This window comes from Acinetobacter sp. 24-47-64 (assembly GCF_057737055.1).
The window spans coordinates 765,386-791,372 of the sequence record NZ_CM173215.1; the positions used below are offsets into that span (position 1 = coordinate 765,386).

Genomic DNA, 25,987 nt, shown 5'->3' on the forward strand with positions numbered 1-25,987 from the left:
TCTTTATGGATAAAAGTATATTTAGAAAATTTATTAAGTTCAAAAATAAAGCCGACGATTCGAGTGATGTGAAATCGTCGGCCAAAATACTTCAGTCATTCAAATTTAGGCTGCTAAACTAAATTTTTCTGCAAGAAGCATGATTTATAGGTCTCATTGGGGTATAAGGTCACCGTGTATCATTGCGGATGCCGGTGCAATGACTACGCGGTTGCTACTGACCTTGTACCTTATATAACGCATAAGGTTGTGATTCGGTTGACAAGAAAATTAAAAATATTTGATTTATTTTCGGTTATGCTTTGTGACAGGAATTTATTGCGTCTGAGAGTTATGGTTTCTTTAAGAAAATATTTTTTATGGTTCTTTTTACTTTGCTTAGGATTAACGCTGGTTGCAGGTATTTTGGCAGCGTTATTGCCTTCGGCAATTGCAGGAATAGTCACTGCACTTCCATATTTAATAGCGATGATTGTTGTTTTATATAAATTTATTGATCAACAACAACGTGCACCTTCGGATCAAGAACGTAAAAAATTCACATTAGGTTTTACGTTGATCTTTTGGGGCTATAACTTTCTTGGTGTTTTTTTAAGTATTTTATTTTTTTCGAGAAAAGACCCTGAAATTTGGCAGAACTTTTTACTCTATGTCCAAAATTCCAGTTTCTTAAGTCTCAGTGTAATTATGATTTTGATGCTAGCGATACCATTATATTTAATTACCTTTTGGTTTTATGGTCCACAAGCGAAGCGCATGGCGAATAAATTGGTGGTAAATAAGTAATCATGAATTGAGCTCAAAGGCATCTTTCACCATGATAGAGAGATCAGATCATAAGAGTATTTCTATGTATCATCCTTGCGTTTTGGTTACTGGTGCAACAGGTTTTATTGGATCTTATTTGGTTGCATATTTGCTAGATCAAGATTATCAAGTGATTGGTTTAAGCCGACAGTCCAATCCAAAAATGAAGCATCCACGTTTGACATGGGTTCAATCTTTCGATGATATCCAACACGCTCAAATTGACTATGTTATTAACTTAGCGGGTGAAAGTATTGGTGATGGTCGCTGGACGCAAAGGCGAAAACAAAAACTCATCGTCAGCCGAGTGAATACGACCGATGCATTATTACATTATCTGCTGACCCATCAGCAACATCCCAAGCGAATTATTTCTGGTTCTGCTGTAGGATATTATGGTATTGATCCTGATCAAGAATGGTCAGAAAAAAACAATGAGCAGGGATTATCTCAACCGATCTTTATGTCCGAACTTTGCCAAGAGTGGGAGAGGTCGGCTCTCCAACACAAAAATCAGTTTGATATTAAGGTCATTCGTTTAGGCGTGGTGTTTGGGCATGGCGGAGGAATTTTACAACAATTACTCTTACCGATTCGATTTAATCTGGTAGGTAAAATTGGTTCAGGTCAGCAGCCCTTAGCATGGATTCATATTCAGGACGTGATTCAGGCGATTGAATTTCTGATGTTGAATGACACTCCAAAAGAAGTTTTTAATTTCGTTGCTCCTGAACAAACGAATCAGGTGTATTTTGTTCGCACCGCAGCAAAAATTTTAAACAAGAAACCGCTTTTAAGTCTGCCTGATTCATTGTTTAAAATCATGTTAGGTGAGCAGTCTCAATTGGTTTTAAATGGACAATACGTTATACCAGAAGCACTTATTCAAGCAGGTTATACATTTCAGTATCCAGAACTCAAAATGGCGTTGGAGCAACTACTTCCATCACATTAAACTTGAAACTTCAAAGATGGGTCATAGGGTCTAGGATCAACGAGGGTGGTCTGATTCAGCATGAGTTGTCGTAGTAACTGCGCTGCAGCTGGCCCCATGCATAAACCATTTCTAAAATGACCAAAATTCGCCCATAAGTTTTTCATTTCAGGCATTAAACCGATATATGGAATTCCATCAGGTGAGCTAGGTCTCAAGCCTGCCCATTGTTGCACAATCGGGAAATTTTTAAGTTCAGGTATGAGTTGAATGCATGCTTGGTAAATGAATTGTTGTGTTTTCAAATTTGGGCGATGTTCAAAACCTAATTCCGCCATACTGGAACCACAGACGATATGGCCATCTCGACGTGGAATCATATACATGACATTGTACATACACATCGTGGGTAGCCAGTTTTCAGGGGTTTTGAATAGGATCATCTGCCCCTGAACAGGTTGAACAGGGATATTGAAATCGAGTTGTGATGCCCAATGTGCCGACCAAGCTCCAGTAGCGATAACATACTGATCAGCTTTAATTTGATGTTGATCATGCAGAACAATGGATTGCACTTGCTGATTTTGAATCAGTAATTTTTCTACCCACTTATGCTCGATAATCTTTACTTTTGAATGTGATTTAAGATAAGTCAGAATAGATTTTAAAAGACGAGGATTACGAACATTAGACAATTGTGGAAAATGCAAAGCCTGCTTGAAAGTATTAGAAACTCGTGGATTCAGATTTCTTAATTGAGTCTCGTCGAGTAAATCGCAATGCTGCATCGGCTCGTTATATTGCGCCTTATAACTGAGTCCAATCTCAAAATCATCTTCATCAAAAATTAACATGCCTGAATCGTGAATTTCGAAATCAATGCCACTCAATGGTTGAATTTTTTGATTCCAAGATTGATATAACGATTTACCATGTTGTGCCAATTGATTGACTGCTTTGGGATAACGCCAAGGATACATAGGTGACAAAATACCACCACCTGCCCAAGATGCAGCTTTAGCTGCTTGTTTTTGATCAATGAGGGTAATTTCACAACCTTGTTCGAGTAATTCAAGCGCTGTTAGTAAGCCGCTAATTCCACATCCAATGATGGCAACGTGCATTTTTATCCACCTTCAAAATGACGGGGTGTATTAGACCATATTCAAGCTCTAATCGTGCAAATAATCTCAATGATGTAAAGAGATCGATGAGATGTAAGATGTTAAATGAGTGAGTTAAAAGTTGGGTCTCGAATACAATGATGATGATTTTAGTAGAAAAAAAGCGCTTTATGGAAAAGCGCTTTTGATTCAATAGTGTATTACATATCTTTAAGCATTTTTGCAGCATCTTCAGCAAAATAGGTCCAAATTCCATCTGCACCAGCACGACGACAGCTCATCAATGATTCTAAAATCACACTTTCAGAAAGCCAGCCGTTTTGGATTGCTGCTGCCAACATGGCATATTCACCACTCACTTGATAAACAAATGTTGGAATGCCAAATGTGTCTTTAACTTCACGTACAATATCTAGATATGGCATCCCTGGTTTTACGATCACCATGTCTGCACCTTCTTGAATATCTAGTGCAATTTCGTGAAGAGCTTCAGCTCGGTTTCCTACATCCATTTGGTAGTTATACTTATTACCACCTTTTAAATTAGATGCTGAACCCACTGCATCACGGAAAGGACCATAGAAGCTTGATGCATATTTGGCAGAATAAGCCATGATATTGGTATAAATATGACCATTTGCTTCAAATGCTTGACGAATCGCAGCAATACGACCATCCATCATATCACTCGGTGCGAAAACATCGGCTCCTGCTTCTGCATGGCTTAAACCTTGTTTAATCAGACACTCAACAGTTTCATCATTCAGGACATAACCTGTTTCATCGATGATGCCATCCTGACCGTGTGTTGTATAAGGGTCTAAAGCGCCATCAGTGATGAGTACCATTTCTGGTAATTCTTTTTTTAGAAGACGGACAGTGCTTTGAACTAAACCATCATCTCTCCATGCTGCTTCAGCAGTTAAACTTTTGTCTTCTTGTGGGGTAACTGGGAATAAAGCTAATTTAGATACACCTAATTCTAAAAGTTTTTCAGCTTTGTTTAACAACAAATCAGCTGAAAGACGGTGAATATTTGGCATACTAGGTATTTCTTGGGTTTGATTTTGACCTGGTAGAACAAATACCGGATAAATGAGATGTTCAGCAGAAAGATGTGTTTCTCTCACCATCGCTCTGAGTTTGTCATTTTTTCGAATACGGCGCATGCGTGTTGCAGGAAAAGCAGGGCGATTAAACGTATAAGTCATCACAATCTCGATGTTTGGTATTTTACTTGGGTCTAATTGTAGCCCCCTTAAGGCGGTTTTTGGGAAAATGCTGATGGTTTTTTCTCATGATGTTAATTTGAGTTTTGTATGAACGATTCCCAAAAAAAATGGATGGGTAACCTCCATTTAGGTGCTAAACCAGATCTTGAAGTGGTATTAAATCAACTCACTCAAGTATTTAATACCTCTCCTTATTTCGCTTACAACGAAATGCAAATGCGTGTCGTAGAAGGTGAAATCCAAGGTTATATTGAGATGAAACCTAATCTCATTGGTAATATTTCTTTCCAAATTTTGCATGGCGGTGTAGCAGCAACATTACTCGATAGTATTGGCGGGATTGTTGCAATGGGCGAGCTTTACAAGCGTGCAGAGCCTGATATGTTGCCTGAAACTTTAAAGAAAGTTTCACGTTTAGCAACAGTGGATATGCGAGTGGATTATTTATCACCAGGGCGCGGAAAGTATTTTATTGCCACTGCTGAAGTCCTACGCATGGGTCGCAAAGGTTGTACGATGCGCATGAATATGGTGAATGATGAAGGTAAAGCAATTGCAACAGGTATTGCTTCATACGCATATTGAAAAATCTATGTATCTCTTATAAGAAAACCGCCCTTGTAGGCGGTTTTTTATACTAAACATCTGATCTTGAACGTTTTAACGCACTATTCCATTGATGTAAATGAAATTGACGTTGATCTTCAGACATTGTTGGCTCAAAGGCTTTTTCCAATTTCCATGATGCCGCAATATCAGACGGATTTTTAAATACACCTGCAGTTAAACCTGCCATTGCCGCAGCTCCCCAAGCCGTTGACTCCAAAAGTTGCGGTCTTAATACAGGAACATTCAGTAAGTCGGCTTGAAACTGCATCAACATATCATTTTGACTCGCACCACCATCTACACGTAATTCTTTTAAAGGGTTTCGAATATCAGATTGCATGGCATTCAAAACGTCAGCGACTTGAAATGCGATTGATTCGAGAGCTGCTCGCGCAATATGTGCTTTATTTGTCCCTCTAGACATACCGCATAATAATGCGCGGGCATCCGTATCCCAATGAGGTGCTCCTAAGCCTGTAAAGGCAGGAACAAGTACGACACGATCGGTACTGTTAACTTGACACGCCAATTGTTCAACTTCTTGGCTACTTTGAATAATTCCAAGTCCATCACGTAACCATTGCACAATTGCACCAGCCATAAAAACACTACCTTCAAGCGCATACGAGGTGTGTTCTTTACATTGCCAAGCTAAAGTGGAGAGGAGTTGATTTTGACTCAGTTGAATTTGATCACCTGTATTGAATAACATAAAGCAGCCAGTACCATAGGTATTTTTAGCTGAGCCTACGTCAAAACATGATTGACCAAATAACGCTGATTGTTGATCACCTAAAATCCCTGTAATTGGAATTTCTGCACCTAAGAGACCTTTTGCTGTATTGGCAATATGGCAATCAGAAGCCACGATTTTGGGTAGTATTGCTTTTGGGATATTAAATAGTGCGAGTAATTCGTCATCCCATTGCTGGGTATGCAGATTCATTAACATGGTTCTTGAAGCATTCGAGACTTCAATCACGTGTTCAGCACCTTGAGTGAGATTCCAAACTAGCCAGCTATCAATGGTTCCAAAAGCCACTTCGCCTTGTTCCGCACGAGCTCTTAAACCATCAATATTTTCAAGTAACCACACTAATTTTCCAGCACTGAAATAAGGATCAATGCGGAGTCCTGTGGTGTAATTTATCTTGTTTTGTAAGTCTTGTTGAATGAGGGAATTACACCAATCACTTGCTCTGCGATCTTGCCAAATAATCGCAGGGGCTTGAGGTTCACCAGTTTTTTTATCCCAAATCACTGTCGTTTCGCGTTGATTGGTTAGGCCTAAAGCTTTGATATCTTTAGGCAGTAATCGCGCATCAGCAATTGCTTGCTGCACTACAGCGATTTGTGAACTCCAAATCTCTTGTGCATTTTGCTCTACCCAGCCTGACTTTGGTGTTCGTATTTTAGTTTCTCTTTGAGCTGTTGCATGAACGTTTCCATGTTCATCAAAAATGATCGCACGACTTGACGTCGTCCCTTGATCCAGTGCAAGTAAATAACTCATAAAATATGCAATTTTGAACTTGAAAAAAGGGATTTTATCTCAATTATTGAACTAAGCGCATGTGTATGTTTAATTGTTGTGAAATTAGAGGTCGTATTTTCGAACTTTTATGCTATGATTGCGTCGTACTTTGGGGATGTTCCTGGCTTCGACGCTGGTGATGAAACTCATAGATGCATGCCGAGAGCGCATTTTCTCTCGTAAATAAAATTTGCATTTTAAATAGTCGCAAACGACGAATCTTACGCTCTAGCTGCCTAAGGGCAGCTTGTCCGCATCTCTGAATACTTGTGGTTAGAGATCCCGACTGAAGCGCACGCACACAAGTCCGTATAACATCAAGCCTTGGGGTGTTGTACTAAACTTAAAGGATCGCTCTCTTAACCCTGTTCGTCGGGTCTTTGAGGGTTAAAGCAATAGACGATATCTAAGCATGTAGTAATCTCGAGTGTAGTGCTTGCGGACGCGGGTTCGACTCCCGCCATCTCCACCAAAATTCTTGTTATAAAAAAGCCACTTTTTTAAGTGGCTTTTTTATTGCTACATATTTGCCACATTTTCACTCCAGATGATTTTGATTTCGAAGTTTTTAAGCTGCACTTGCCACGCTAAGTTTCGTAATTTCTTGCCAGTTCTATATTCATGCAACCATTTAAAATAGCGTTTGATCAGCATGTATAAGCTATGCTCAAGTTGATCAGAGACAAACATTGGATTTAGACATCCATGAGCAACATCATCACATAAGTATGTCTCGCATTGTATGCAGGGCGATGACGTATAGAACACGATTTCATTGCTTCTACAAGACGCTCTCTCGGTGGTTTTTTATTAAATAATGATTCCTTCATCTTGGGACATAGCATTACATAATCTGTTTGGTAGCCTTGATCCTTTTTAAATTGAAGCAAAGCTTTTAAAGCCAAAGTCAAGCGTTCATTCAAATAGACCTCACGAGAAGTATGTGTTTTGGTCACTTTCTTTTCTAAACCACGTACATGACTTTTGTTAACTTTGAATGTGCCATTGAACCAGTCAATAACACTTTTTCTGAGAGCAATCATTTCTGAAGGTCTACAGCCTGTCCAAAAAGCAAATTCAAAATACTAGCCACAAAATTTATCCTCATCATGTAAGCTTTTGTCGAGCCAAGCTAGTAAGGCTTCCATCTCCTTACGTGTGAAGAGGGCAGGTATTTCTGCCTGAACCTTACGATTCTTAATTGTATGCATAGGATTTGGAGAAATCAGATTATGCTTAACAGCCAATTTAAATACCCCGCTTAGCGTAGTTGCACAGTTATTAAATGTTTTCGCTGTTTGAAAATCACGATCGATGATAGATCTGTTTCATAAATCACAAAACGATCTATCTCTTGCTGATTATTTGTACCGAAAAATTTAAAAATCCATACAAAATTTGCGGACTAAAATCATCAACTGAAAGAAACTTTTTGATACACATTTCAAGCGATACACAGGCATCTTATAGTCAACCCTTGATTTAATGGTTGAACTACTAAAAATGCTTGTGCCTGCTAAAGGTAGACTATTCAAGTTAAGTGAAGAAAATCAGGCTTTACTCCGTCTGAGCTATTGGCGTGTCAGAGCCTACTGCTTCAAGAATCGTCCGCCACGTAAAGGATTGCCTGATCAAGTCCAATCTATTTAATTTACCCGAGAGTCTGCCTGAAGGCGAAGGTATCGATTGGAATGTGGTGATCGTAGATGCCACAGAAACTCCAACACAAAGATCTAAAAAAACAGAAGAAAAGCTATAGTGGCAAGAAGTAGGCACATACATTTAAAGTTCAAGCCATTATCTATTATAGAACACAGCAATTTCTGAGTTTATGCACGAGTCGTAGTGCTGTACATGATTTCGAGCTTTTCAAACGCAACTTGAATCCGATTCCTAAAGGTGCTTTTATTCATGCAGATGAAGGCTATCAAGGAATCTATGCAATGTATCCAAATAGCTCATTGCCTCTAAAAGCAAAGAGATGCTGCAAACTAGATCCCGAGCTAAAAGTTTACAATTGAGAAATCAATAAAAGAAGAATTGGGATTGAACATGTATTGGGCAGTTTGAAAGCCTTCAAAGTCCTTGCGGCGCGATATCGTAATCGAGTCAAAAGACTAGGTTTAAGATTCAATTAAATTGCTGGAATCTATAACATGGAACTGCATAAAAATGAATTATGAAAGAATTCTATAATTTTAATAAACTCTTAAAATGTAAATTTAAAAATTCTTAGATTCTTAAATGAAGTGCGACAGAGATTAATTCTTAGTAGAAAGAGGTTTTAGTTTTTTGTCAAATTTGTACTTATCAACTCCAAAAGAGTCTCACATTTATTGGCTATTTTGGGCTCAAAGATTTTCAACTGAATATATTGAAAAATAGAAATTTATAAATTAAAAAATTGCATTATATAATGTTATAACATAACATTATAAGCAATAAAAAATAACCTTAAATATCACTATGCGTATCTTTTTAGGAATGGGTCTCTTTGTAACTCATGTTGTCTTTGCAGAATCAACAGACACAAATCATCATCCAGCACACAGTATGAATACGATTGTGGTCACAGCATCTGCAAAAAAAGAAAATATTCATGAAGCAATGGCGAGTATTGATGTGATTGATGGTAAGCAACTTAATCAACGATTTATAAATGATGTTTCAGATGCTTTGAACGATCGAGTAGGTCTACAAAATGTAGGTATCGGGCTAAATCGGAAAGGGGTTTCGATTCGAGGAATGAACCCGACACACACCTTATATTTAGTCGACGGACTAAGAATTAATAGTTCATCCTCAGCCATTGCTCACTCTGATGGTGAATTAAACTGGGTTCCAACCGAAGCGATAGAACAGATTGAAGTGATTCGAGGACCGATGTCTTCACTCTATGGATCAGAAGCTTTAGGTGGAGTAGTGAATATTATTACTAGAAAACCAATCGAAAAATGGACAGGCTCTGCTTCGATTCAATCGTTATGGAATGAATCTAATTTGGGTGGTGATCAGTATAAAACCAGTGCTTACTTGTCTGGTCCACTCATTGAAAATAAATTAGGTGTCAATTTCTGGGCCGAATTTAGAAAACGTGATGCGCTTGAAGATCCTACCAATTCTCGTTTAAGCAAACACGATGAGCAGAAAAATACCAAAGGGCATCTTGGTCTATTTTGGCAAGCAACAGATCAACAACAGATTGAATTCATAAGTGAGTACGGCCATGAGGATCGACAAGATTTAAGAGGTGGAACACGTAATCAATATTATCAAGTTGATGATGAAATTGAGCGGGCTCGATTCGGGTTAAAACATGAAGGTGAATGGGGTTGGGGTAAAAGTATTGTTAAGCTTTATCAAACACAATTCAAACGAGAAAGTGAGCGCAGTGATGGCGGAGATACGACATCTCCACAAAAATTAACTGATCAAGTGGCTTCGACACAGTTTCAATTTGATTTATCTAATCATCATTTAATACTGGGTAATGAGCTTCGTAAGGAAAAGTTGGAAGATCCAACGGTCAATTTAAAACAAAAAGACAGTATTACCCATTATGGAATTTATCTACAAGATATTTGGCAAATCTCTGATCAATTTAAAGTTGGATTTGGGGCACGTGGCGATGAGCATTCAGATTTTGGATGGGAACTGAGTCCGAAGTTTAATGCGTCTTATCAACTCAGCGATGCATGGACAGTCAAAGCTGGTGTGGGCAAAGGCTATAAAGCGCCAACTTTAAAGCAACTATCTAAAGAGTTTGAGTCTAATGCTGCAATGGGTGGTATGGGTATTATTCGAGGCAATCCTGATCTTAAGCCTGAAACCAATACCGCTTATGAAGTTGGATTACATTTCCATCGAGATAATTTTGAAACCTCATTAGGGTGGTTTAGAAACAATGTCGATGATTTGATAGATACACAGCGTCAGCCTACATGTTCAGTCGCAGGGAAAATTTGCTTAGATTATGTCAATGTGACAAAAGCAGAACTACAAGGTATTGAATGGAGTGGTGCTTATCACATAGAGCCATATTTACATTTAGAAGCCAATTACACTTATTTAGACGCAAAAGATAAAAGTAAAAATATCCCTTTAGCCGATCGTTCAAAGCATCAATTAAATAGTTCAGTCATTTGGCAAGTGAACGACAAACTGCAAACCAAATTACGCCAGCAATATCGCAGTAAACAATTTCAAGCTGTGAATACACCACACAGTCAAGGATATATCTTCTGGCACATGTATGCAGATTATAAAGTGACTCCGAATTGGACAGTCCAGACAGGAATTGAAAATCTGACAGATAAAAAAATTGGCATGCAACCTGATCAATTACAGACTTTTAGTGATGCAGGACGTCGTTACTTTGTTGGTATGAATGTGAGATTTTAATGATAAAGAAATCTTTCATTCTGCATGCAATAGATCCAACTCATATTCAAAAAAGTTTGGATCTAAACTCCATCCTGCGTATTTTGAGCATCTTCTTATGTGTTTATCTCACATTAAATGTGGCTTTTGCACAAACAGCAGATGCTCAAACTAAGGTATTGGTGTTACATACCGATTTTGTGGCAAATACTAAATTTGAAAAACTTGTGCCAATTGCAGCGAAACAAAATGTGCAATTACAGCATTTACAAGTAAATCAAAATCAAAAAGCTGTTCAGCAATCTATTCAGCAGGCGGATGTGATCATTTTAGATGTTCCGCGACCGCCAGATCGTAAACAGGTTGAAGAGCTTGCACTTGAAAGTTTAAAGGCTCAAGACAAAGAATATATGACCGTTGGTGGTGGAGCACCGCAGTTCCAGAAAATTCCAAAATTATTTGGATTTAAATTATTAGATCTGTATTACAACGGTGGAGAAATTAACTTTTCACATTATTTTGAAGCAGTACATCTTTGGAATACTGAAGGTAAAAAAGCCACATTTAAGACGCAAAAATTACCAGAAATTTCGATTTATCACACCAGTGCACAAGACTATTTTGACAATGTGCAATCCTATTTAGATTGGTATCAACAGAATCTAAAACATCAGAAAAAATCAACTATTCAAGGACAAAATGCCTATTTGGTTTATGTGCTTCATCCAAGCAATATCACCAATTTAACGTCTGAAAAAATTGATCAACTCATAACGCTTACTGAACGAAAAGGTGTTGTTCCTATTGTCTTGCTTTGGAATGAGTCGAAAACCAAAACCAAACTTTCAGATTTTTTTAAAGTTGTACCAATCACCGCAATGGTCAATATGACGCATATTCAGAATGGTCAGGACTTAGTTGCCGAGCTACAAAAAATGAATGTGCCTATGGTTCAAAGTTTGAGTTTTAATGGCAATTTTGAAGAATGGAAAAACTCGAAATCAGGCATACCTCCGCATTTAGCATCTATCTTTTTGAGTCTTCCCGAAACTTGGGGATTTTCTGATCCTTTAGTGCTGTCTTTAAATGAGGGTGGTCGCGAGCAATGGATTGAACCACAGGTCAATATATTACTTGAACGTGTAATTGCCCAATCCAAATTGAAGATTAAACCCAATAAAGAAAAGCAAATTGGGGTGATGTTTTGGAATTATCCTTATGGTCAAAATAATTTATCTGCATCAAATTTAAATATTCCGCTGAGCATCGAAAATATTCAAAAAAGTTTAAAAGAACGTGGATACGACACCGAACTGATCAGCGAAAAACAAATTATTTCAGATGCTCAAACTTTATTATCTGCATATTACCAGCATGAAAAATTAGCTGACCTACAACAGAAAGAAATGCTCAGCTATTTTCCTGTTCAGTATTATCTTGATTGGTTAAAAACCTTGCCTGAACAGCGTCAACACGAATTAAAAGAAAGCGCGGATATTCAAAAATTATCTAAACATTGGGCAGTCGTGAAAAGGGAGGGCGAGTTTTATTTTGCAATTCCAAGTCAGCGTTACGGAAATTTATTACTACTTCCTCAGCCTACTCGTGGTTCTAAAGTAGGTGAGAATTACCACAGTCAAGACGCTGTTCCAGATCCATTATATTTAGCGACTTATCTGTATTTGCAACAAGCAACCGATGCATTGATTCATTTGGGAACACATGGCACACAAGAATGGTTGCCTGGAAAAGACAAAGGCTTAGCAGCGAATGACTATCCTTTATTGACCGCAGGTGCTTTACCGATTTTTTATCCTTATGTTCAGGATAATATCGCAGAAGCCATGCAAGCGAAACGACGTGGTCGTGCAGTTATAGTGAGTCATCAAACTGCGCCTTTAGCACCCTCTGGTTTATATGATGAATTACGAGATATTCACGATTTAATTCACCAATATGCTCAGCTCGATGAGGGTTTAGTCAAGCAGCAAACTCAAGGAAAACTGATCGCTTTAACAGAGCAAAGTGGTGTGCTTAAAGATTTAAACCTGACTCAGGTTCAGGCTCAGAATAATTTCCCTCAATTTTATACTCAGCTTCATGATCATTTGCATCGCCTAGCGCAACAAGCTGTACCCATGGGCTTGCATCGTTTCGGTTTGTCAGCCCAAGAAGATCAAAGATTAATGATTGTTTTACAGCAGTTAGACTCAGACTATTTCAAAGCATTAAAGCTGGATAAAAATGAAGTGTTTAATGCCGATGTTGAAACAATTCGTCAATCTCTAGCTTATCGTTATTTGGCGCATTATGTTTTAAATCCGGCTGAATCCACAGGTTTAGGATGGTTTAAATCTAAGGCTTCAAATGTTGAGGTTGATGCAGATATTCAAAAGATAGGGCAAAGTGGAAAACTAAAAGCGTATATCGAAACTGCACAAAAAAATTATGAATATTTGAGTGCAGATAGAGAAATGCAAAGTTTGTTGAATGCTTTATCTGGAGGCTATGTTTTACCGGGAACGGGGGGAGACCCGATTCGTCAGCCTGAAAGTGTCAGTGGACGCAATTTATATGCTTTTGAAGCCAATAAAATCCCGACTAAAGCGGCTTATGAAATGGGACAAAAAACCTTTGAGCAGATGATTGCGCAGTACCAACAAAAGCATCCTCAGCAGTACCCTAACAAAGTTGCATTTAGTTTGTGGTCTTCTGAAACGATTCGTCATTTAGGTGTTTCGGAAGGACAAGTTTTGGCAGCGCTTGGTTTAAGACCTGTGTGGGATCAAGCAGGTAAAGTGGTGAGTTTAGACATTATTCCACAACAAGAGCTCAAGCGCCCACGTGTGGATGTTGTGATTCAAGCCACCAGTGTTTATCGAGATCAATTTGATGGTTTTATGCGTCTACTTGCTAGTGCAATGGCAAAACTTTCAGCGCTAAATGAACCCAATAATCAGCTTTATCAAAATTCACAACAGATACAGCAATCATTAATTGCTCAAAAAGTTGATCCTGAACGAGCTAAAGCGTTATCACAACTTAAAATTTTTAGTAATGAACCTGGAGAATATGGCTCAGGTTTAACGAAAAAAACCTTGTCCTATGATGATTGGGAAAATGATCAAGAATTAGCTAATACCTTCTTAAATAATCTGCAATATGCCTATGGCGATAAAACGTGGGGTGAGCAAGCACCAGTCAATCTATTCGCTGAAAATTTAAAAGGCGTTGATGTTGCCATTATGTCACGTTCTTCAAATGTGCATGGCGTGTTATCGACAGATCATCCATTTGAATATTTAGGTGGATTATCTTTGGCAATTCGTTCCGTTCAAGGGAAATCACCGGAATTACTCATTACAGATTTACGCCAAAATAAAGCTGAAGTCACCTCATTGAAAGCTTATTTGTCAGATGAATTACGTACCCGTTATTTAAATCCTGAGTGGATTAAAAGTATGCAAAAGGAGGGTTATGCTGGCACATTGGAAGTAATTAATGTGACCAATAATTTATATGGCTGGAATGTGACTGACCCTTCAGTTGTCCGTGCTGATCAATGGAAAGATATGTATGAAACTTACGTTCAAGATAAGCGCGAACTTGGTGTAAATGAATGGTTCAAACAACATAATCCATCTGCGCAACTCCAAGTATTAAATCGTATGGCGGAAGCGATTCGTCAAGATTATTGGCAAGCTGATGATGAGACAAAACGAGAAATTGCAGAAAAAATTCAAGCGTTGCAAGAACAAGTGAATTTGCCTTTAGAGTCTGAAAAGCTTAATGAATTTACCCAAAGTATTTTGAAGCAAAATGACAGTGTATCACTAGAAAAAAATGCACAGATGACTGTAGTAACTGATCAAGTAAATCTTGAAAATTCATCTGAAACAAAACGCACAGCCGATGAGCAAAATACTCAAAATCAGCAAGCTATAGGACAAGGTTTAAACCCAATAACACAGACTTTGAAAGCGGCCGATGCCAATCAGTTTGCTCAAGATCAACATCCATCTTCTATAGAAATACAAACACCCAAAATAGATCAAAAAAATACTCAGAATCAGGCACAACAGAAAGTCAAAGGTCAGGCTTTGGAACAAGTCCAGAAAAAGTCGGAAGTACAAGATTATGCTTGGGTTGGTGCCTTCATACTGAGTTTATTGATTGGATTTGGTTTTTTTAAACAATTTATGCAACAGCGAAAAAAATAAGAGGAAATTTATGCAAATTTTAGAAGTCGAAAGTTTGATTTATCAGGCTTCAAAACTTTTCTTATGGCCTGTGATGTTGCTCATCCTTATCTCATTGATTTTTTCATTGGTTTCTTTGGGTAGCTTTATTATGGAATGCGTGTTCAGAACCTCTAAACGTTATCGATCGATTTTGATGAAATATGCAGAACAAAATCAATTTCAAGCCTCGACTGATGATTTAGAACTTTGGATTATTAAACGTTTGGAATGGCTAAGAATTGTATCCCGAACTGCACCGATGTTGGGACTGATCGCAACTATGATTCCAATGGGTCCTGCATTACTCGCTTTATCTTCAGGTCAAGCTGAACAAGTGGGGCAGAATATGGTGATGGCATTTTCTTCAGTAATTTTATCTTTAGTTTCGGCTTCTATATGTTTTTATATTTTGGTTATCCGACGTCGTTGGTTGCTTGAAGAATTACGTGAGTATGAAAAAGAATTTGAAAGTCTTCATCAAGGGGAAGCTTAATGCGATTTTTGGAACAGGATGAAAGTGATGATCCTATGCTCTCTGTTGTGAATTTGATTGACCTTTTTTTAGTTATTATTGTGATTCTAATGATGTTGGTAGTACAAAACCCGCTAAATCCATTTTCAAATAATAATGTCGTTGTAATTGAAAATCCTGGTGAAAAAAATATGAAAATTTCATTTAAAGAAGGACAAGAACTTAAACAATATGAGTCTACAGGTCAAATTGGTGAGGGCGAAGGAAGTAAGGCAGGGGTGACCTATAAACTGAATGATGGCCGAATGATTTACGTGCCTGAATAAAATGTACGTGTGATACAGACTCATCTATTAATCTAAACTTTAACATTTGATCTATTTTTCTAAATATTAATACATAATTTGCGGACTAAAATCATCAACTGAAAGAAACTTTTTGATACACATTTCAAGCGATACACAGGCATCTTATAGTCAACCATTGACTTAATGGTTGAACTACTAAAAATGCTTGTGCCTGCTAAAGGTAGACTATTCAAGTTAAGTGAAGAAAATCAGGCTTTACTCCGTCTGAGCTATTGGCGTGTCAGAGCCTACTGCTTCAAGAATCGTCCGCCACGTAAAGGATTGCCTGATCAAGTCCAATCTATTTAATTTACCCGAGAGTCTGCCTGAAGGCGAAGGTATCGACTGGAATGTGGTGATCGTAGATGCCACAGAAACTCCAACACAAAGACCTAAAAAAACAGAAGAAAAGCTATAGTGGCAAGAAGAAGGCACATACATTTAAAGTTCAAGCCATTATCTATTATAGAACACAGCAATTTCTGAGTTTATGCACGAGTCGTAGTGCTGTACATGATTTCGAGCTTTTCAAACGCAACTTGAATCCGATTCCTAAAGGTGCTTTTATTCATGCAGATGAAGGCTATCAAGGAATCTATGCAATGTATCCAAATAGCTCATTGCCTCTAAAAGCAAAGAGATGCTGCAAACTAGATCCCGAGCTAAAAGTTTACAATTGAGAAATCAATAAAAGAAGAATTGGGATTGAACATGTATTGGGCAGTTTGAAAGCCTTCAAAGTCCTTGCGGCGCGATATCGTAATCGAGTCAAAAGACTAGGTTTAAGATTCAATTAAATTGCTGGAATCTATAACATGGAACTGTATAAAAATGAATTATGAAAGAATTCTATTGTTGAATGTCTTTATCTAAAAAATTATATACCAATTTATCAAAGATAGATGTTTTAAATACAACTCAGAGCTTTGCTGTATTCAAAACAGATTCAAAAGAAATCTCAAGTTTTTATGAAAATTAACTACATACCCCACCAGTAATCGGCTGATTCCTATTTTCTAAGTGCTTGACTGAACTTGCAATACTGATTGAAAGTTGATCAATGGCTTTTTGCGAAACAGTGACTAAAGTGTTTAAGTCTTTATTTTTTTGTGGAATTTCTTCATAAAAACTCATCCGACAACTGAGTTGATGACGTTGAGGTAATGTTTGAGCGTTTTTGGGTATGGATAAGGGGCGATTAGGATCATCATATCTTAAAGTCCAAGTCGCATTCATGAGCATAAAGCGTTGCTGATTTGATTTTTCGATGAAATCAAAGTTAGAAAAATCTAAGGCAATTCGATAAGCTGCTTGTCCACCAGTCATACCACTATTATAACGATCCACTGCACCTAATGTTTGCTGTAAACGCGCAGAAACAGCATCTCTCAATTCAGCCGATAAAGTAGATGTCCAACGATCATCGAACAATACTTTAGCCTGCCCATTTTCTTGTTGAATTACCAATGGAATTCGGTTTAAACGATCGGATAATCCAACAGGAAGCACCTCAATCATCTTCACTTTTTGATTTGACGAAGATGATGTTAGCGTTTGAGTGCTCAATGAATAGAACTTAGGCGTAGGGGATGAAGAGCACCCACTGACGATGAGTGCAAACAAACCAACACTCAAGCTTGAAAGGACTTTTAGGTAGCAGCGTTGCTGAGATTTCAATAATTTATTCTCTGTCATCTTTCTTCGGCTCCGCTGTTTTTCCACGAATCAATGACTCAGGATTTTGTTCTATTTGATCTGCCATTAACTGCAATGAAGCTGCGGCACGGGTAATTTGTTGTAAAGCACGACGTAGATCTTGTTGTAATGGTGCATCACTTGCCAAGATGGTTTCAGAAGACTGAACTGTTTTACGAACATCATCCAAAGTGGCTTGTAAATTAGGCGCAACTTTGCCATCCAGTTGATCGACCAAACTTTTTGAAGATTGTATAGTTTTATCTAAGTTTGCCAAGGTTTGACGAACGTCCTGACCAATTTCAACCAATGGAAATTTAGATACATTATCGGCGATTTGGGACACTTGTGCTTGAAGGCCTTTTAATTCTGTAGGAGTTGTTGGAACTTCAACTACACCATCATTTCGACGGATTGCAGTGGCATATTTAGCTTTAGGGAAAAGATCAAAGCTAATGTAGTTTTGACCTGTAAGTAAATTGCCAGTGCGCATTTGAGCTCGCCAACCACGCTCAACAAATTGCTTGAATACTGTACCTTGCGGGTCCAACTCATGACCTCCAGCAATACGTGAAGGATAAACTTCAGCATCAACACGCATTCGAATTTGCGAGTGATTATTGTAGAACTCAGTGTTGATTTTTTTCACAGTACCGACTTCGACACCCATGAAATCAATTGGAGCTCCTACTGATAAACCTCGCAATGACTCATTGAAATACATTACGATCCGTCTTGGATTAAGATCAGGCTCTTTAAGCGCAAGCTTTTCAGAGTCAAATAATTCAAATTTCATTTTATTCGGAGCAGGAGCTGCATCAGAATTTTCAGGATAACCGAATGCGATCCCTCCCGAAATGATGCTTGCCAAAGATTGTGTGTTTAAACTAAAGCCCGAAGCATTCAAATTGACATCTACACCACTGGCTTGCCAGAAACGCGCATCTGTGGTGACAAATTTGTCATAAGGTGACTTAATGAAAGTTTGAAGTTCAACGCTTTTTCCATCATCAGCCAGTTGGTAAGAGGTCACTTGTCCAACGTTGATTCTTCGATAATAAATAGGTGAACCGAAATCGAGCGAACCTAAATCTTGTGCCTTTAAGAAAAAGATTTTTCCAGGAACATCGGAAGTTACAACTGGTGGAGTTTCTAGCCCTTTAAATGAAGTGGTTTTGACATCTGATTTACCGCCATCTACTTCAATATATGCGCCAGAAAGTAAAGTATCGATACCTGAAACCCCACTTGCACCAATACGTGGTCTCACTACCCAAAAACGTGAATCTTCCGTGGCAAAATTACTGGCATCTTTCCGAAGTTCAATTTTAGCAATGATATGAGACCGATCTTCCGAAAGGTCAATTTCACGCACTAGACCCACATTAACTTGACGATAACGAACTGTAGTTTTGCCAGCTTCAATGCCTTCTGCAGTCCTAAAAGAAACCTCAATAACAGGACCAGTATTCAAATACGCCTTGAGAGCTAATGAAAATGCAATGAGTAATGCAACAATTGGAATAATCCAAATGAGAGAAGGTTTCCATTTGCTACGTTTCTTATCAGGTACACCGACCTGACTCAGAACTTGTTCATCATGAGGATGACCATTACTCGATTGGTTTTCTGACATAGTTATTGATCTTATTAAATCGTAATGTGGTTGTTGTTTGTACGCTTCATCATATGAATATCAAGCAAGAAGTGAAAGGGTTTTATGTAAATCTCAATGTTCTGAAGCGTCATTTTTTTTTTCATGCTGACTCAGAATTGAAACGTAATAGTTGTCCCAAATGATTCTAGGATCAAAACTCAGTGAGGCTAACATGGTCAAAACCACCACTGCACCAAAAGCGACTGCACCTGTGCCTGCTAAAATAGTTGCCAATGATTGAATTTGGATTAGTGCTGCGAGCATGGCGACAACGAAAACATCAATCATTGACCAACGGCCAATAAACTCCACGACTCTATACATGATCGAGCAATGCTTCGGTGAGAGGTGAATTTTTTTTGAGGCTTGTAAATGTACAGCACTGAGCAGGAGAGCAAGGATGACCAATTTCAGTAGTGGAATAAATATACTGGCAATAAAAATAACGGACGAAACGAAATAGTCACCACTTTTCCAGAAATAGATGACTCCACTCATAATCGTGTCTTGTTGACGACCAAGAATAGATTCTGTAATTGTCATCGGTAAAACATTAGCTGGTATATAAAGAATACTCGCTGCAATTAAATAAGCTAAAGTTCGTTCTAAACTTCGGGTTTTTCGGGTATGTAAGGGGCTATCACAACGAGTACAGCGGGATTTTCGTGCTTGTTCCATGGCCGACAAGGACGTCATGCGGTTGAGTGTTCCACAGCAATGACAAAGTGTGAGCTCAAGATCAATTGCACGCGGTGCAAGCGTTTCTAATGAGGCGGGTTTCTGCACAGGGTGTGGCGAATGCTTCATCTGATCGGGTTGATTCGTATGAGTGGAAGTAATGGTCATGAGATTTGATTTCCATCAATTACATTCCATAGATCCTTGATTTTGATTGATACTAAATAGACCAACAAAACACTTAAAATGGCAAATGCCCATAAGGCAATTCCAGGAATCACAACCACCATCCCCACTAATTTCACTAAGGTGACTAAAACGCCGATCAGAAAGACTTCAACCATTCCCCAAGCTCTCAATTGAAATAGTGATCGTAATGCGAGTTTAAGTGATGCATACTGTTGGGTTGCAATAACATTTTTATTGAACATGGCCATCAAAAGAATATATCCCATCAGAAGTAAGTAGGCCAAAGGGACAACAAAAGTGGTCATCAGAATAAGAAAGCCTACAAAAGCACGATCTGCCTCGAACATTGCCCAAGCCGCACCCAATAATGTGGTTTCTGAATAAATGCCTTGGAGTTCAACTTTGACAATTGAAAAACTATTGGCAATCGCAAAGATAATTAACGCAGTACAGACTAAGGCCAACAGTGTGTTAAATGTTGGAATTTTACGATAGAGCTCGGAACCGCAAGCCGAACAATAGGCACGTTCATTCTTATATAAATCGGATTTGCGAAAGAGAGTATCGCACTCTTCACAAGCAACATAATTTTGATTGATTTGCACCATTCTTAAATCAGGGGCGAGTTTAGAATCCGATACAGTTTCTACATGCGTTTCAGACATCGTTGTCTCAACTTTTTCATCAATATTCTTGGTTTTTTATTTCTCCCTATAGTTTATATCGAGATTCAATAGGTTTGCCTATGATTATTTTGTTGAATCGAGATACATACCTTTTGGTTTGGCTTATCAGTGTGCAGTCATGTAACTCAACGAGGGTATAAAAGGGGTTGAAGTGCTCATTGATCAGCATTTGTGTAGTCAAAATGAGGGTGAGTTAAGTTTATATGATGAAATTAAATTAATATTAAATTCAATTATTAAGCGTGAAATTCAAGATACAGCGTGTGCTTCACATAAACTTCATATATCAAGAACTACACTTTATTTAAATCATAAAGATCGATTGCTTAGTTTGGGATGACTGTATGTTGAAAAGCCTCATGCAATGGCTGGATAGTTGGTCCGTAAGCGTACCACATGATGCATTGACCTCTGAGAGTAAACAGATTCAATGGCTCAGAATAATTCCTTTTATCCTACTGCATCTTGCTTGTCTGGCAGTGTTTTGGGTCGGGTTTTCTTGGTTTGCTTTTGCATTTATGTTGTTTTTTTATTTTATTCGCATGTTCGCAATCACGGCTTTTTTTCATCGTTATTTGTCACACAAAACTTTTCAAACTTCGAGATGGCTGCAATTTATCTTTATTTTAATTGGCACAATGAGTGCGCAGCGTGGACCATTATGGTGGGCAGCACATCATCGATATCATCATCGTTATACAGATACTCCTCAAGACCCACATTCATCAACGCATGGATTTTGGTATAGCCATGTTGGTTGGTTTTTAAATGAATATAATTTTTCAACGCGTAAAAGTGTCATTAAAGATTGGCTGAAGTTTCCGGAGCTGATTTGGTTAGATCGTTTTAGTTTGATGATCGTCTTAATAACGGCTATCGGAATTTATGGTCTTGGGGAATGGGTTGCTTGGATGTGGCCGCATTGGGGAACCAGTGGTTTACAGTTATTAGTATGGGGAGGCGCAATTTCTACTGTTCTGCTTATTCATGCCACATTATGCATTAACTCACTGGCTCACCATTATGGAAGCCGAGATTTTGAGACGAATGATCATAGTCGCAACAACTTATTTTTATCTCTAATTACACTTGGTGAAGGCTGGCACAACAATCATCATTTTTATGCAGGAAGTACGCGCCAAGGGTTCTATTGGTGGCAGATCGATGTGACCTATTACATCTTAAAATTTATGTCATGGTTCGGCTTGGTTTGGGGAATGAAACCCATACCAGCTCGAGTCTATGAAGCAAGTAAAATTACGCGTTCGAAAAAGGCCAAACTCCAACATTCTCAAGTTCAGTCAAAGGAATCAAGATGAAAATTGCAATTATTGGATCGGGTATTTCAGGACTTTATGCAGCTTGGAAGTTGAGTAAGTTCCATGAAGTGACCGTATTTGAAAAGAATAATTATTTTGGGGGACATACTGATACTCATCAATTAAAGATCGATGGTGAGCAAGTTGCAGTGGATAGCGGATTCATTGTTTTTAATGAACACAACTATCCTTTATTTTGTGAGATGTTGAAGGAGCTTGGTGTACAAGCTCAAAGCAGTGATATGGGGTTTTCAGTTAATAATCAGGTTACAGGACTGCAATATAATCCTTCCAAGAAATTCTCATTATTATTCAAACCACAGAACTTTTTAAAGACCCGTTTTAGAGCGATGCTGTCAGATCTATTCAGGTTTTATGCAGCGAATAAAGATCTTGATGTAGATGGGACCGACCCGCATTACACTATTGAGCAATATCTCAACGAGCATGGATACTCGGATGCGTTTAGGCAAGAGCATCTCTATCCGATGTGCGGTGCATTATGGTCTTGCCCAGTAGAGCAAGCAGGTCAAATTCCATATAAATTTGTAGTCAGTTTTTTTCAACATCATCGTATGTTGCAACTCAAAGATCGACCACAATGGTTAACCGTAAAAGGCGGGTCTTCTAAATATATCCGTGCAATTCAAACTCAAGCAAAGCATATTCAGTTTAAAAAAGTAGAAGTGAAGTCAGTCAAGCGCTCAGCAAATGACGTGAGTATTGAAACGGTACAGGGAATTGAACAGTTTGATTGGGTAGTATTTGCAAGTCATGCAGATGACACACTGAAGTTGCTCGCTGAACCGACAGTTAAAGAAATAGAAATATTAGAAAATTTTCAGTATCAAGACAATCATATGGTGGTGCACTCAGATACTAGCATTATGCCAAAATCAAAACGTCAGTGGGCGAGTTGGCATGTGCATGTCACACCGAATAGGGCGGGTCAAGTCACTCCATTTCAGCAAAGTAGTGTCCATTATGGATTTAGTTACTGGATGAATCAGCTACAAAATTTGAAATGTGAAACTCAGATTTTTGCGACATTAAATCCTAATTTTGATTTAGATCCAAACAAAGTCTGGGTTCAGCGTAACTATCGTCATCCTGTATTTAATGCGGAAGCTATTGCAGCTCAGTCAAGATGGTCTGAAATAAACGGTTTAAATCGGACCTATTTTTGTGGTGCTTATTGGGGATGGGGCTTTCATGAAGATGGTGCAAGAAGTGCGTCATGGGTGGTTGAAGCCTTATTAAACTCATCAAATCAAGCCGCTTAGGAGTACTTATGCAGCTGTATCCGCTTGCAATTGCAGTTGCTGACATTCGTCATCGCCGTTACTTGCCTAAGCCTTATGCTTTTCAGAGTCAGCTGACGTATTTGTGGTTTGATCCAGAACAGCTCGAACACTTCGCGCAAACTTCGATACTTTGGTCAACGAAAAAATGGAACTTTCTGAGCCTAGATTCTGATGACTTCTTGGCAAACTATCAAGGCACGATTCGAGAGAAGGTTCTGCATGTGTTGGAAGAGCATACTTTAGAAGAGCCGACGGAGCTCGCTGAAATTCGGGTGTTGGCTTTGCCGCGCACGCTTGGCTTCAGATTTAATTCGGTGGTTTTTTATTTTCTATTTAATGCCCAGCAAAAATTACAGTTCATTCTCAGTGAAATCACCAATACACCCTGGTTAGAAAGACAGGTATATGTTCACGATTGTCGCACCGGGGGGGAGCAGCATTCCGAATATACGAGCTTCCACTTCCAGTTTGACAAAGCTTTTCACGTGTCACCCTTCATGCCAATGGATCTGAAGTATCAATGGACGTTTAGTTTGGCTGAAAAACAAAATTATGTGCTTATGCAATTGTTTAAAGAGGAAAAATTACAATTCGATGCATCAATGCGTTTTGAGTTAACTCCCATCACACTTCCTTCACAACTTCATCGCTATGCTGTTTTTAAACTATTTGAGCCGATCAAGATGGTTGCAGGTATTTATTATCATGCCTTTAAGCTTTGGATAAATAGAGTTCCATTTTATCGGCATCCCAATAAAACGAAGGATAAGCTGTGATATGAAATCATTGTTAATGGGAGAGCAATCTTCACTACCGCTGGTATTACGTCATTTACTGAAATTAAAACACGGCCAAATTCATTTTAAAGGGATTTGGGAGGGTTCAGTCGGTGAGGTGAGTGATCTAGACGCAGTGATTGAGGTCCATGATGCAAAGTTGATGGATCTACTTTTTCGTCAGGGGGTTCTTGGTGCAGCTGAAGGTTTCATTCAAGGATATTGGACGACACCAGATTTAGTGAAGATTGTGCGAATTCTTGCGAGAAATCGCGATATTTTAGATCGTATGAACCAAAGTGCCTTAGCAAAGGCGAGTCAACTCTTGCTCAAAACTTGGTATGCATCGCGTAAAAACTCATTGGAAGGTAGTCGCAAAAATATTGCTGAGCATTATGATTTAAGTAATGACTTTTTTAAGTTATTTCTTGATCCGAGCATGATGTACTCCAGCGCGGTATTCAAAGATCCATCTATGACTTTGGAACAAGCATCCGATTATAAAAAAGAAATCATATGCCAAAAATTGAAACTTCAACCGATGGATCATTTGGTTGAAATTGGCAGTGGATGGGGTGGTTTTGCGATCTATGCTGCGCAAAACTATGGTTGTAAAGTGACTACTATTACCATTTCTCAAGCTCAATATGACGAAGCTAAAGCTAGAATTGACGCTGCGGGTCTGTCTCATCGTGTTGAAGTTAAATTAAAAGATTATCGTTTACTTGAAGGTAAATTCGATAAATTGGTTTCAATTGAAATGATTGAAGCCGTTGGTGCTCAATATCTATCGACATATTTTGAAAAGTGTAGACAGCTGTTAAAACCTAATGGTTTGGCGCTTATTCAAGCCATCACCATTGAAGATGCGAGATATGAAAAGGCATTGAGTACGGTCGATTACATCAAAAGATACATTTTCCCAGGTAGTTTTATTCCTTGTATCAGCGTGATGACCAACGTTGCATCAGAACAAAAATTACGTCTAAAGCATCTTGAAGATATTGGTTTAAGTTATGCACAAACGATTCACTGCTGGCGTGAACGTTTTCTACAACAGCGTGAGCAAGTTTTAGCACTGGGCTTTGATGAAAACTTTATTCGCATGTGGGATTTTTATTTATGTTATTGCGAAGGAGGTTTTCTCGAAGGCGTCATTAGTGATGTGCATTTATTGTTTGAAGCAAGTCCATACTAAATCAGTGAGAGGACATCTCGATGTTGCTCAATTTATTTGTGATGAATGTTTTCCTGATGCTTTGTGCATGGATTTGGGTGACATTTAATCATCGTGCAGGTTTGGTCGATGTCATTTGGAGCTTTGGAATAGCTTTAAATGTCCTCATCGCAGCAAATGTAATGAATGAAGCCCCTACATCTGTTCGCATTTTTCTAGCGATCGCGAGTGGTCTTTGGTTTCTCCGTTTAGCATGGCATTTATTCAGACGATATATCCGAGAAGATGCTGAGGACACGCGTTATGCCAATATGCGCCGTGCGATGGGAGACTTTCAACATTTAGGTTTTCTTCTCTTTTTTCTATTTCAGACTGGGTTGATCTCCTTATTCTCATATCCAATGATCAAATTGCTCAGTATACCTGCGATGCAGTGGAGTAACTCGACAGAGCTGCTGCTGCTAATTTCAGGATTAATCATGCTGGTTGCATTTATTGGTGAGGCACTCGCAGATCATCAGTTGTATCAATTTAAATTGAACCCGAATAATCGTGGCAAAACGATGGATCAAGGGTTATGGAAATATTCACGCCATCCGAATTACTTTTTTGAATGGATACATTGGTTTGCTTATCCAATCTTAGGTATAGCGGCGGGAACGCCTTGGTTGTGGATCTATCCGGTGTTGATGTGGCTCTTTTTGTACTACATCACGGGTATTCCATTTAGTGAACAGCAAGCGCTCAAAAATCGTGGTGCAAACTACAAGATGTACCAACAAAAAACATCAATGTTTCTTCCTTGGCCACCGAAAAAGTAGGTAAT

General features: G+C 38.5%; 22 protein-coding genes, 1 other RNA gene and 1 pseudogene. 16 read left to right on the plus strand and 8 right to left on the minus strand.

The features are described 5' to 3' along the window. Positions 1-333: 333 nt before the first annotated feature. Together AC1M85_RS03700 and AC1M85_RS03705 are read left to right on the plus strand one after the other, a co-directional pair. Positions 334-786 (plus strand): ABZJ_00895 family protein, encoded by a 453-nt coding sequence (locus AC1M85_RS03700; RefSeq protein ID WP_180028763.1) that lies wholly within the window; start codon positions 334-336, stop codon positions 784-786. A 64-nt stretch (positions 787-850) separates the two neighbouring features. After that, complete coding sequence (locus tag AC1M85_RS03705; RefSeq protein WP_488213566.1) at positions 851-1,762, plus strand: TIGR01777 family oxidoreductase; 912 nt, start codon at positions 851-853, stop codon at positions 1,760-1,762. Here the strand turns inward: AC1M85_RS03705 and thiO are convergent. Together thiO and hemB are read right to left on the minus strand one after the other, a co-directional pair. Beyond that, complete coding sequence (gene thiO / locus AC1M85_RS03710) at positions 1,759-2,865, minus strand: glycine oxidase ThiO (protein ID WP_488213567.1); 1,107 nt, start codon at positions 2,863-2,865, stop codon at positions 1,759-1,761. The two genes, AC1M85_RS03705 and thiO, sit on opposite strands and share 4 nt — an antisense overlap. A 200-nt stretch (positions 2,866-3,065) precedes the next feature. Then, positions 3,066-4,076, minus strand: a complete 1,011-nt coding sequence (gene hemB / locus AC1M85_RS03715; RefSeq protein WP_488213568.1) for a porphobilinogen synthase — start codon at positions 4,074-4,076, stop codon at positions 3,066-3,068. 108 nt (positions 4,077-4,184) lie between these two features. Here hemB and AC1M85_RS03720 point away from each other — a divergent pair, with 108 nt between their 5' ends. Then, on the plus strand, positions 4,185-4,682 hold the full coding sequence (locus AC1M85_RS03720; RefSeq protein ID WP_035266285.1) for a thioesterase family protein: 498 nt from the start codon (positions 4,185-4,187) through the stop codon (positions 4,680-4,682). A gap of 52 nt (positions 4,683-4,734) precedes the next feature. Here the strand turns inward: AC1M85_RS03720 and glpK are convergent, their stop codons facing one another. Further along, the gene (glpK, locus tag AC1M85_RS03725) at positions 4,735-6,219 is read right to left on the minus strand and encodes a glycerol kinase GlpK (protein ID WP_488213569.1); all 1,485 of its coding nucleotides are present in this window, start codon (positions 6,217-6,219) and stop codon (positions 4,735-4,737) included. 132 nt (positions 6,220-6,351) lie between these two features. Here glpK and ssrA point away from each other — a divergent pair. Next, positions 6,352-6,712: a transfer-messenger RNA gene (gene ssrA, locus AC1M85_RS03730) on the plus strand. Positions 6,713-6,808: 96 nt separating this feature from the next. Here the strand turns inward: ssrA and AC1M85_RS03735 are convergent. Then, positions 6,809-7,559 (minus strand): annotated as a pseudogene (locus tag AC1M85_RS03735) (tyrosine-type recombinase/integrase); the annotation flags it as partial. Positions 7,560-7,819: 260 nt separating this feature from the next. Between AC1M85_RS03735 and AC1M85_RS03740 the strand changes: the two are divergent. From AC1M85_RS03740 to AC1M85_RS03770, 7 genes are all read left to right on the plus strand, one after another. Then, on the plus strand, positions 7,820-7,999 hold the full coding sequence (locus tag AC1M85_RS03740) for a hypothetical protein (RefSeq protein WP_488213570.1): 180 nt from the start codon (positions 7,820-7,822) through the stop codon (positions 7,997-7,999). A 707-nt stretch (positions 8,000-8,706) separates the two neighbouring features. Next, positions 8,707-10,641 carry a TonB-dependent receptor plug domain-containing protein gene (locus AC1M85_RS03745; protein ID WP_488213571.1) on the plus strand — a complete coding sequence of 645 codons (1,935 nt, stop codon included), beginning with the start codon at positions 8,707-8,709 and terminating at the stop codon, positions 10,639-10,641. Beyond that, entirely contained in the window at positions 10,641-14,840 is a 4,200-nt protein-coding gene (cobN, locus tag AC1M85_RS03750; RefSeq protein ID WP_488213572.1) for a cobaltochelatase subunit CobN, read from the plus strand. Before AC1M85_RS03745 ends, cobN begins: the two co-directional genes overlap by 1 nt. A 10-nt stretch (positions 14,841-14,850) precedes the next feature. Continuing rightward, positions 14,851-15,354, plus strand: a complete 504-nt coding sequence (locus AC1M85_RS03755) for a MotA/TolQ/ExbB proton channel family protein (protein WP_092768924.1) — start codon at positions 14,851-14,853, stop codon at positions 15,352-15,354. After that, positions 15,354-15,659, plus strand: a complete 306-nt coding sequence (locus AC1M85_RS03760) for a DUF2149 domain-containing protein (RefSeq protein WP_092768927.1) — start codon at positions 15,354-15,356, stop codon at positions 15,657-15,659. The genes AC1M85_RS03755 and AC1M85_RS03760 overlap by 1 nt, the downstream gene beginning before the upstream one ends. A 259-nt stretch (positions 15,660-15,918) precedes the next feature. Beyond that, on the plus strand, positions 15,919-16,098 hold the full coding sequence (locus AC1M85_RS03765) for a hypothetical protein (protein ID WP_092768250.1): 180 nt from the start codon (positions 15,919-15,921) through the stop codon (positions 16,096-16,098). Beyond that, the gene (locus AC1M85_RS03770; RefSeq protein ID WP_488213573.1) at positions 16,046-16,360 is read left to right on the plus strand and encodes a transposase; all 315 of its coding nucleotides are present in this window, start codon (positions 16,046-16,048) and stop codon (positions 16,358-16,360) included. The genes AC1M85_RS03765 and AC1M85_RS03770 overlap by 53 nt, the downstream gene beginning before the upstream one ends. A gap of 295 nt (positions 16,361-16,655) precedes the next feature. Here AC1M85_RS03770 and AC1M85_RS03775 read toward each other — a convergent pair whose 3' ends face one another. The 4 genes from AC1M85_RS03775 to AC1M85_RS03790 form a co-directional block, all read right to left on the minus strand. Then, positions 16,656-17,375 (minus strand): PqiC family protein, encoded by a 720-nt coding sequence (locus AC1M85_RS03775; RefSeq protein WP_488213574.1) that lies wholly within the window; start codon positions 17,373-17,375, stop codon positions 16,656-16,658. Next, entirely contained in the window at positions 17,362-19,011 is a 1,650-nt protein-coding gene (locus AC1M85_RS03780; RefSeq protein WP_481591909.1) for a PqiB family protein, read from the minus strand. The genes AC1M85_RS03775 and AC1M85_RS03780 overlap by 14 nt, the downstream gene beginning before the upstream one ends. A gap of 93 nt (positions 19,012-19,104) precedes the next feature. Further along, on the minus strand, positions 19,105-19,839 hold the full coding sequence (locus tag AC1M85_RS03785; RefSeq protein WP_481596570.1) for a paraquat-inducible protein A: 735 nt from the start codon (positions 19,837-19,839) through the stop codon (positions 19,105-19,107). Between the two features lie 35 nt (positions 19,840-19,874). Then, on the minus strand, positions 19,875-20,507 hold the full coding sequence (locus tag AC1M85_RS03790) for a paraquat-inducible protein A (RefSeq protein WP_228143131.1): 633 nt from the start codon (positions 20,505-20,507) through the stop codon (positions 19,875-19,877). A gap of 422 nt (positions 20,508-20,929) precedes the next feature. On the opposite strand from AC1M85_RS03790, the gene AC1M85_RS03795 reads away from it, so the two are divergent. Genes AC1M85_RS03795 through AC1M85_RS03815 form a run of 5 tightly spaced genes read left to right on the plus strand, consistent with a single transcriptional unit; the run spans position 20,930 to position 25,982 of the window. After that, positions 20,930-21,904 (plus strand): acyl-CoA desaturase, encoded by a 975-nt coding sequence (locus AC1M85_RS03795; RefSeq protein ID WP_488213575.1) that lies wholly within the window; start codon positions 20,930-20,932, stop codon positions 21,902-21,904. After that, the gene (locus tag AC1M85_RS03800) at positions 21,901-23,187 is read left to right on the plus strand and encodes an NAD(P)/FAD-dependent oxidoreductase (RefSeq protein WP_481591911.1); all 1,287 of its coding nucleotides are present in this window, start codon (positions 21,901-21,903) and stop codon (positions 23,185-23,187) included. The genes AC1M85_RS03795 and AC1M85_RS03800 overlap by 4 nt, the downstream gene beginning before the upstream one ends. 8 nt (positions 23,188-23,195) lie before the next feature. Then, positions 23,196-23,984, plus strand: a complete 789-nt coding sequence (locus AC1M85_RS03805) for a DUF1365 domain-containing protein (protein ID WP_035269389.1) — start codon at positions 23,196-23,198, stop codon at positions 23,982-23,984. 1 nt (position 23,985) lies between these two features. After that, a complete protein-coding gene (locus AC1M85_RS03810; protein ID WP_481610335.1) occupies positions 23,986-25,182 on the plus strand; it encodes a class I SAM-dependent methyltransferase in 1,197 nt (398 codons plus the stop codon). A 20-nt stretch (positions 25,183-25,202) separates the two neighbouring features. Beyond that, the gene (locus AC1M85_RS03815; protein ID WP_488213576.1) at positions 25,203-25,982 is read left to right on the plus strand and encodes a DUF1295 domain-containing protein; all 780 of its coding nucleotides are present in this window, start codon (positions 25,203-25,205) and stop codon (positions 25,980-25,982) included. The last annotated feature ends 5 nt before the right edge of the window (positions 25,983-25,987 follow it).

Bases quoted from the DNA above. Each gene is read 5' to 3' on its own strand.
- AC1M85_RS03805 (WP_035269389.1), top strand. From the start codon at position 23,196: ATGCAGCTGTATCCGCTTGCAATTGCAGTTGCTGACATTCGTCATCGC.
- hemB (WP_488213568.1), bottom strand. From the start codon at position 4,076: ATGACTTATACGTTTAATCGCCCTGCTTTTCCTGCAACACGCATGCGC.
- cobN (WP_488213572.1), top strand. From the start codon at position 10,641: ATGATAAAGAAATCTTTCATTCTGCATGCAATAGATCCAACTCATATT.
- AC1M85_RS03790 (WP_228143131.1), bottom strand. From the start codon at position 20,507: ATGGTGCAAATCAATCAAAATTATGTTGCTTGTGAAGAGTGCGATACT.
- thiO (WP_488213567.1), bottom strand. From the start codon at position 2,865: ATGCACGTTGCCATCATTGGATGTGGAATTAGCGGCTTACTAACAGCG.
- AC1M85_RS03775 (WP_488213574.1), bottom strand. From the start codon at position 17,375: ATGACAGAGAATAAATTATTGAAATCTCAGCAACGCTGCTACCTAAAA.
- AC1M85_RS03780 (WP_481591909.1), bottom strand. From the start codon at position 19,011: ATGTCAGAAAACCAATCGAGTAATGGTCATCCTCATGATGAACAAGTT.
- AC1M85_RS03700 (WP_180028763.1), top strand. From the start codon at position 334: ATGGTTTCTTTAAGAAAATATTTTTTATGGTTCTTTTTACTTTGCTTA.
- AC1M85_RS03760 (WP_092768927.1), top strand. From the start codon at position 15,354: ATGCGATTTTTGGAACAGGATGAAAGTGATGATCCTATGCTCTCTGTT.
- AC1M85_RS03720 (WP_035266285.1), top strand. From the start codon at position 4,185: ATGAACGATTCCCAAAAAAAATGGATGGGTAACCTCCATTTAGGTGCT.
- AC1M85_RS03800 (WP_481591911.1), top strand. From the start codon at position 21,901: ATGAAAATTGCAATTATTGGATCGGGTATTTCAGGACTTTATGCAGCT.
- AC1M85_RS03755 (WP_092768924.1), top strand. From the start codon at position 14,851: ATGCAAATTTTAGAAGTCGAAAGTTTGATTTATCAGGCTTCAAAACTT.
- AC1M85_RS03795 (WP_488213575.1), top strand. From the start codon at position 20,930: ATGTTGAAAAGCCTCATGCAATGGCTGGATAGTTGGTCCGTAAGCGTA.
- AC1M85_RS03785 (WP_481596570.1), bottom strand. From the start codon at position 19,839: ATGAAGCATTCGCCACACCCTGTGCAGAAACCCGCCTCATTAGAAACG.
- AC1M85_RS03745 (WP_488213571.1), top strand. From the start codon at position 8,707: ATGCGTATCTTTTTAGGAATGGGTCTCTTTGTAACTCATGTTGTCTTT.
- AC1M85_RS03705 (WP_488213566.1), top strand. From the start codon at position 851: ATGTATCATCCTTGCGTTTTGGTTACTGGTGCAACAGGTTTTATTGGA.
- AC1M85_RS03770 (WP_488213573.1), top strand. From the start codon at position 16,046: ATGCCACAGAAACTCCAACACAAAGACCTAAAAAAACAGAAGAAAAGC.
- AC1M85_RS03815 (WP_488213576.1), top strand. From the start codon at position 25,203: ATGTTGCTCAATTTATTTGTGATGAATGTTTTCCTGATGCTTTGTGCA.
- AC1M85_RS03810 (WP_481610335.1), top strand. From the start codon at position 23,986: ATGAAATCATTGTTAATGGGAGAGCAATCTTCACTACCGCTGGTATTA.
- glpK (WP_488213569.1), bottom strand. From the start codon at position 6,219: ATGAGTTATTTACTTGCACTGGATCAAGGGACGACGTCAAGTCGTGCG.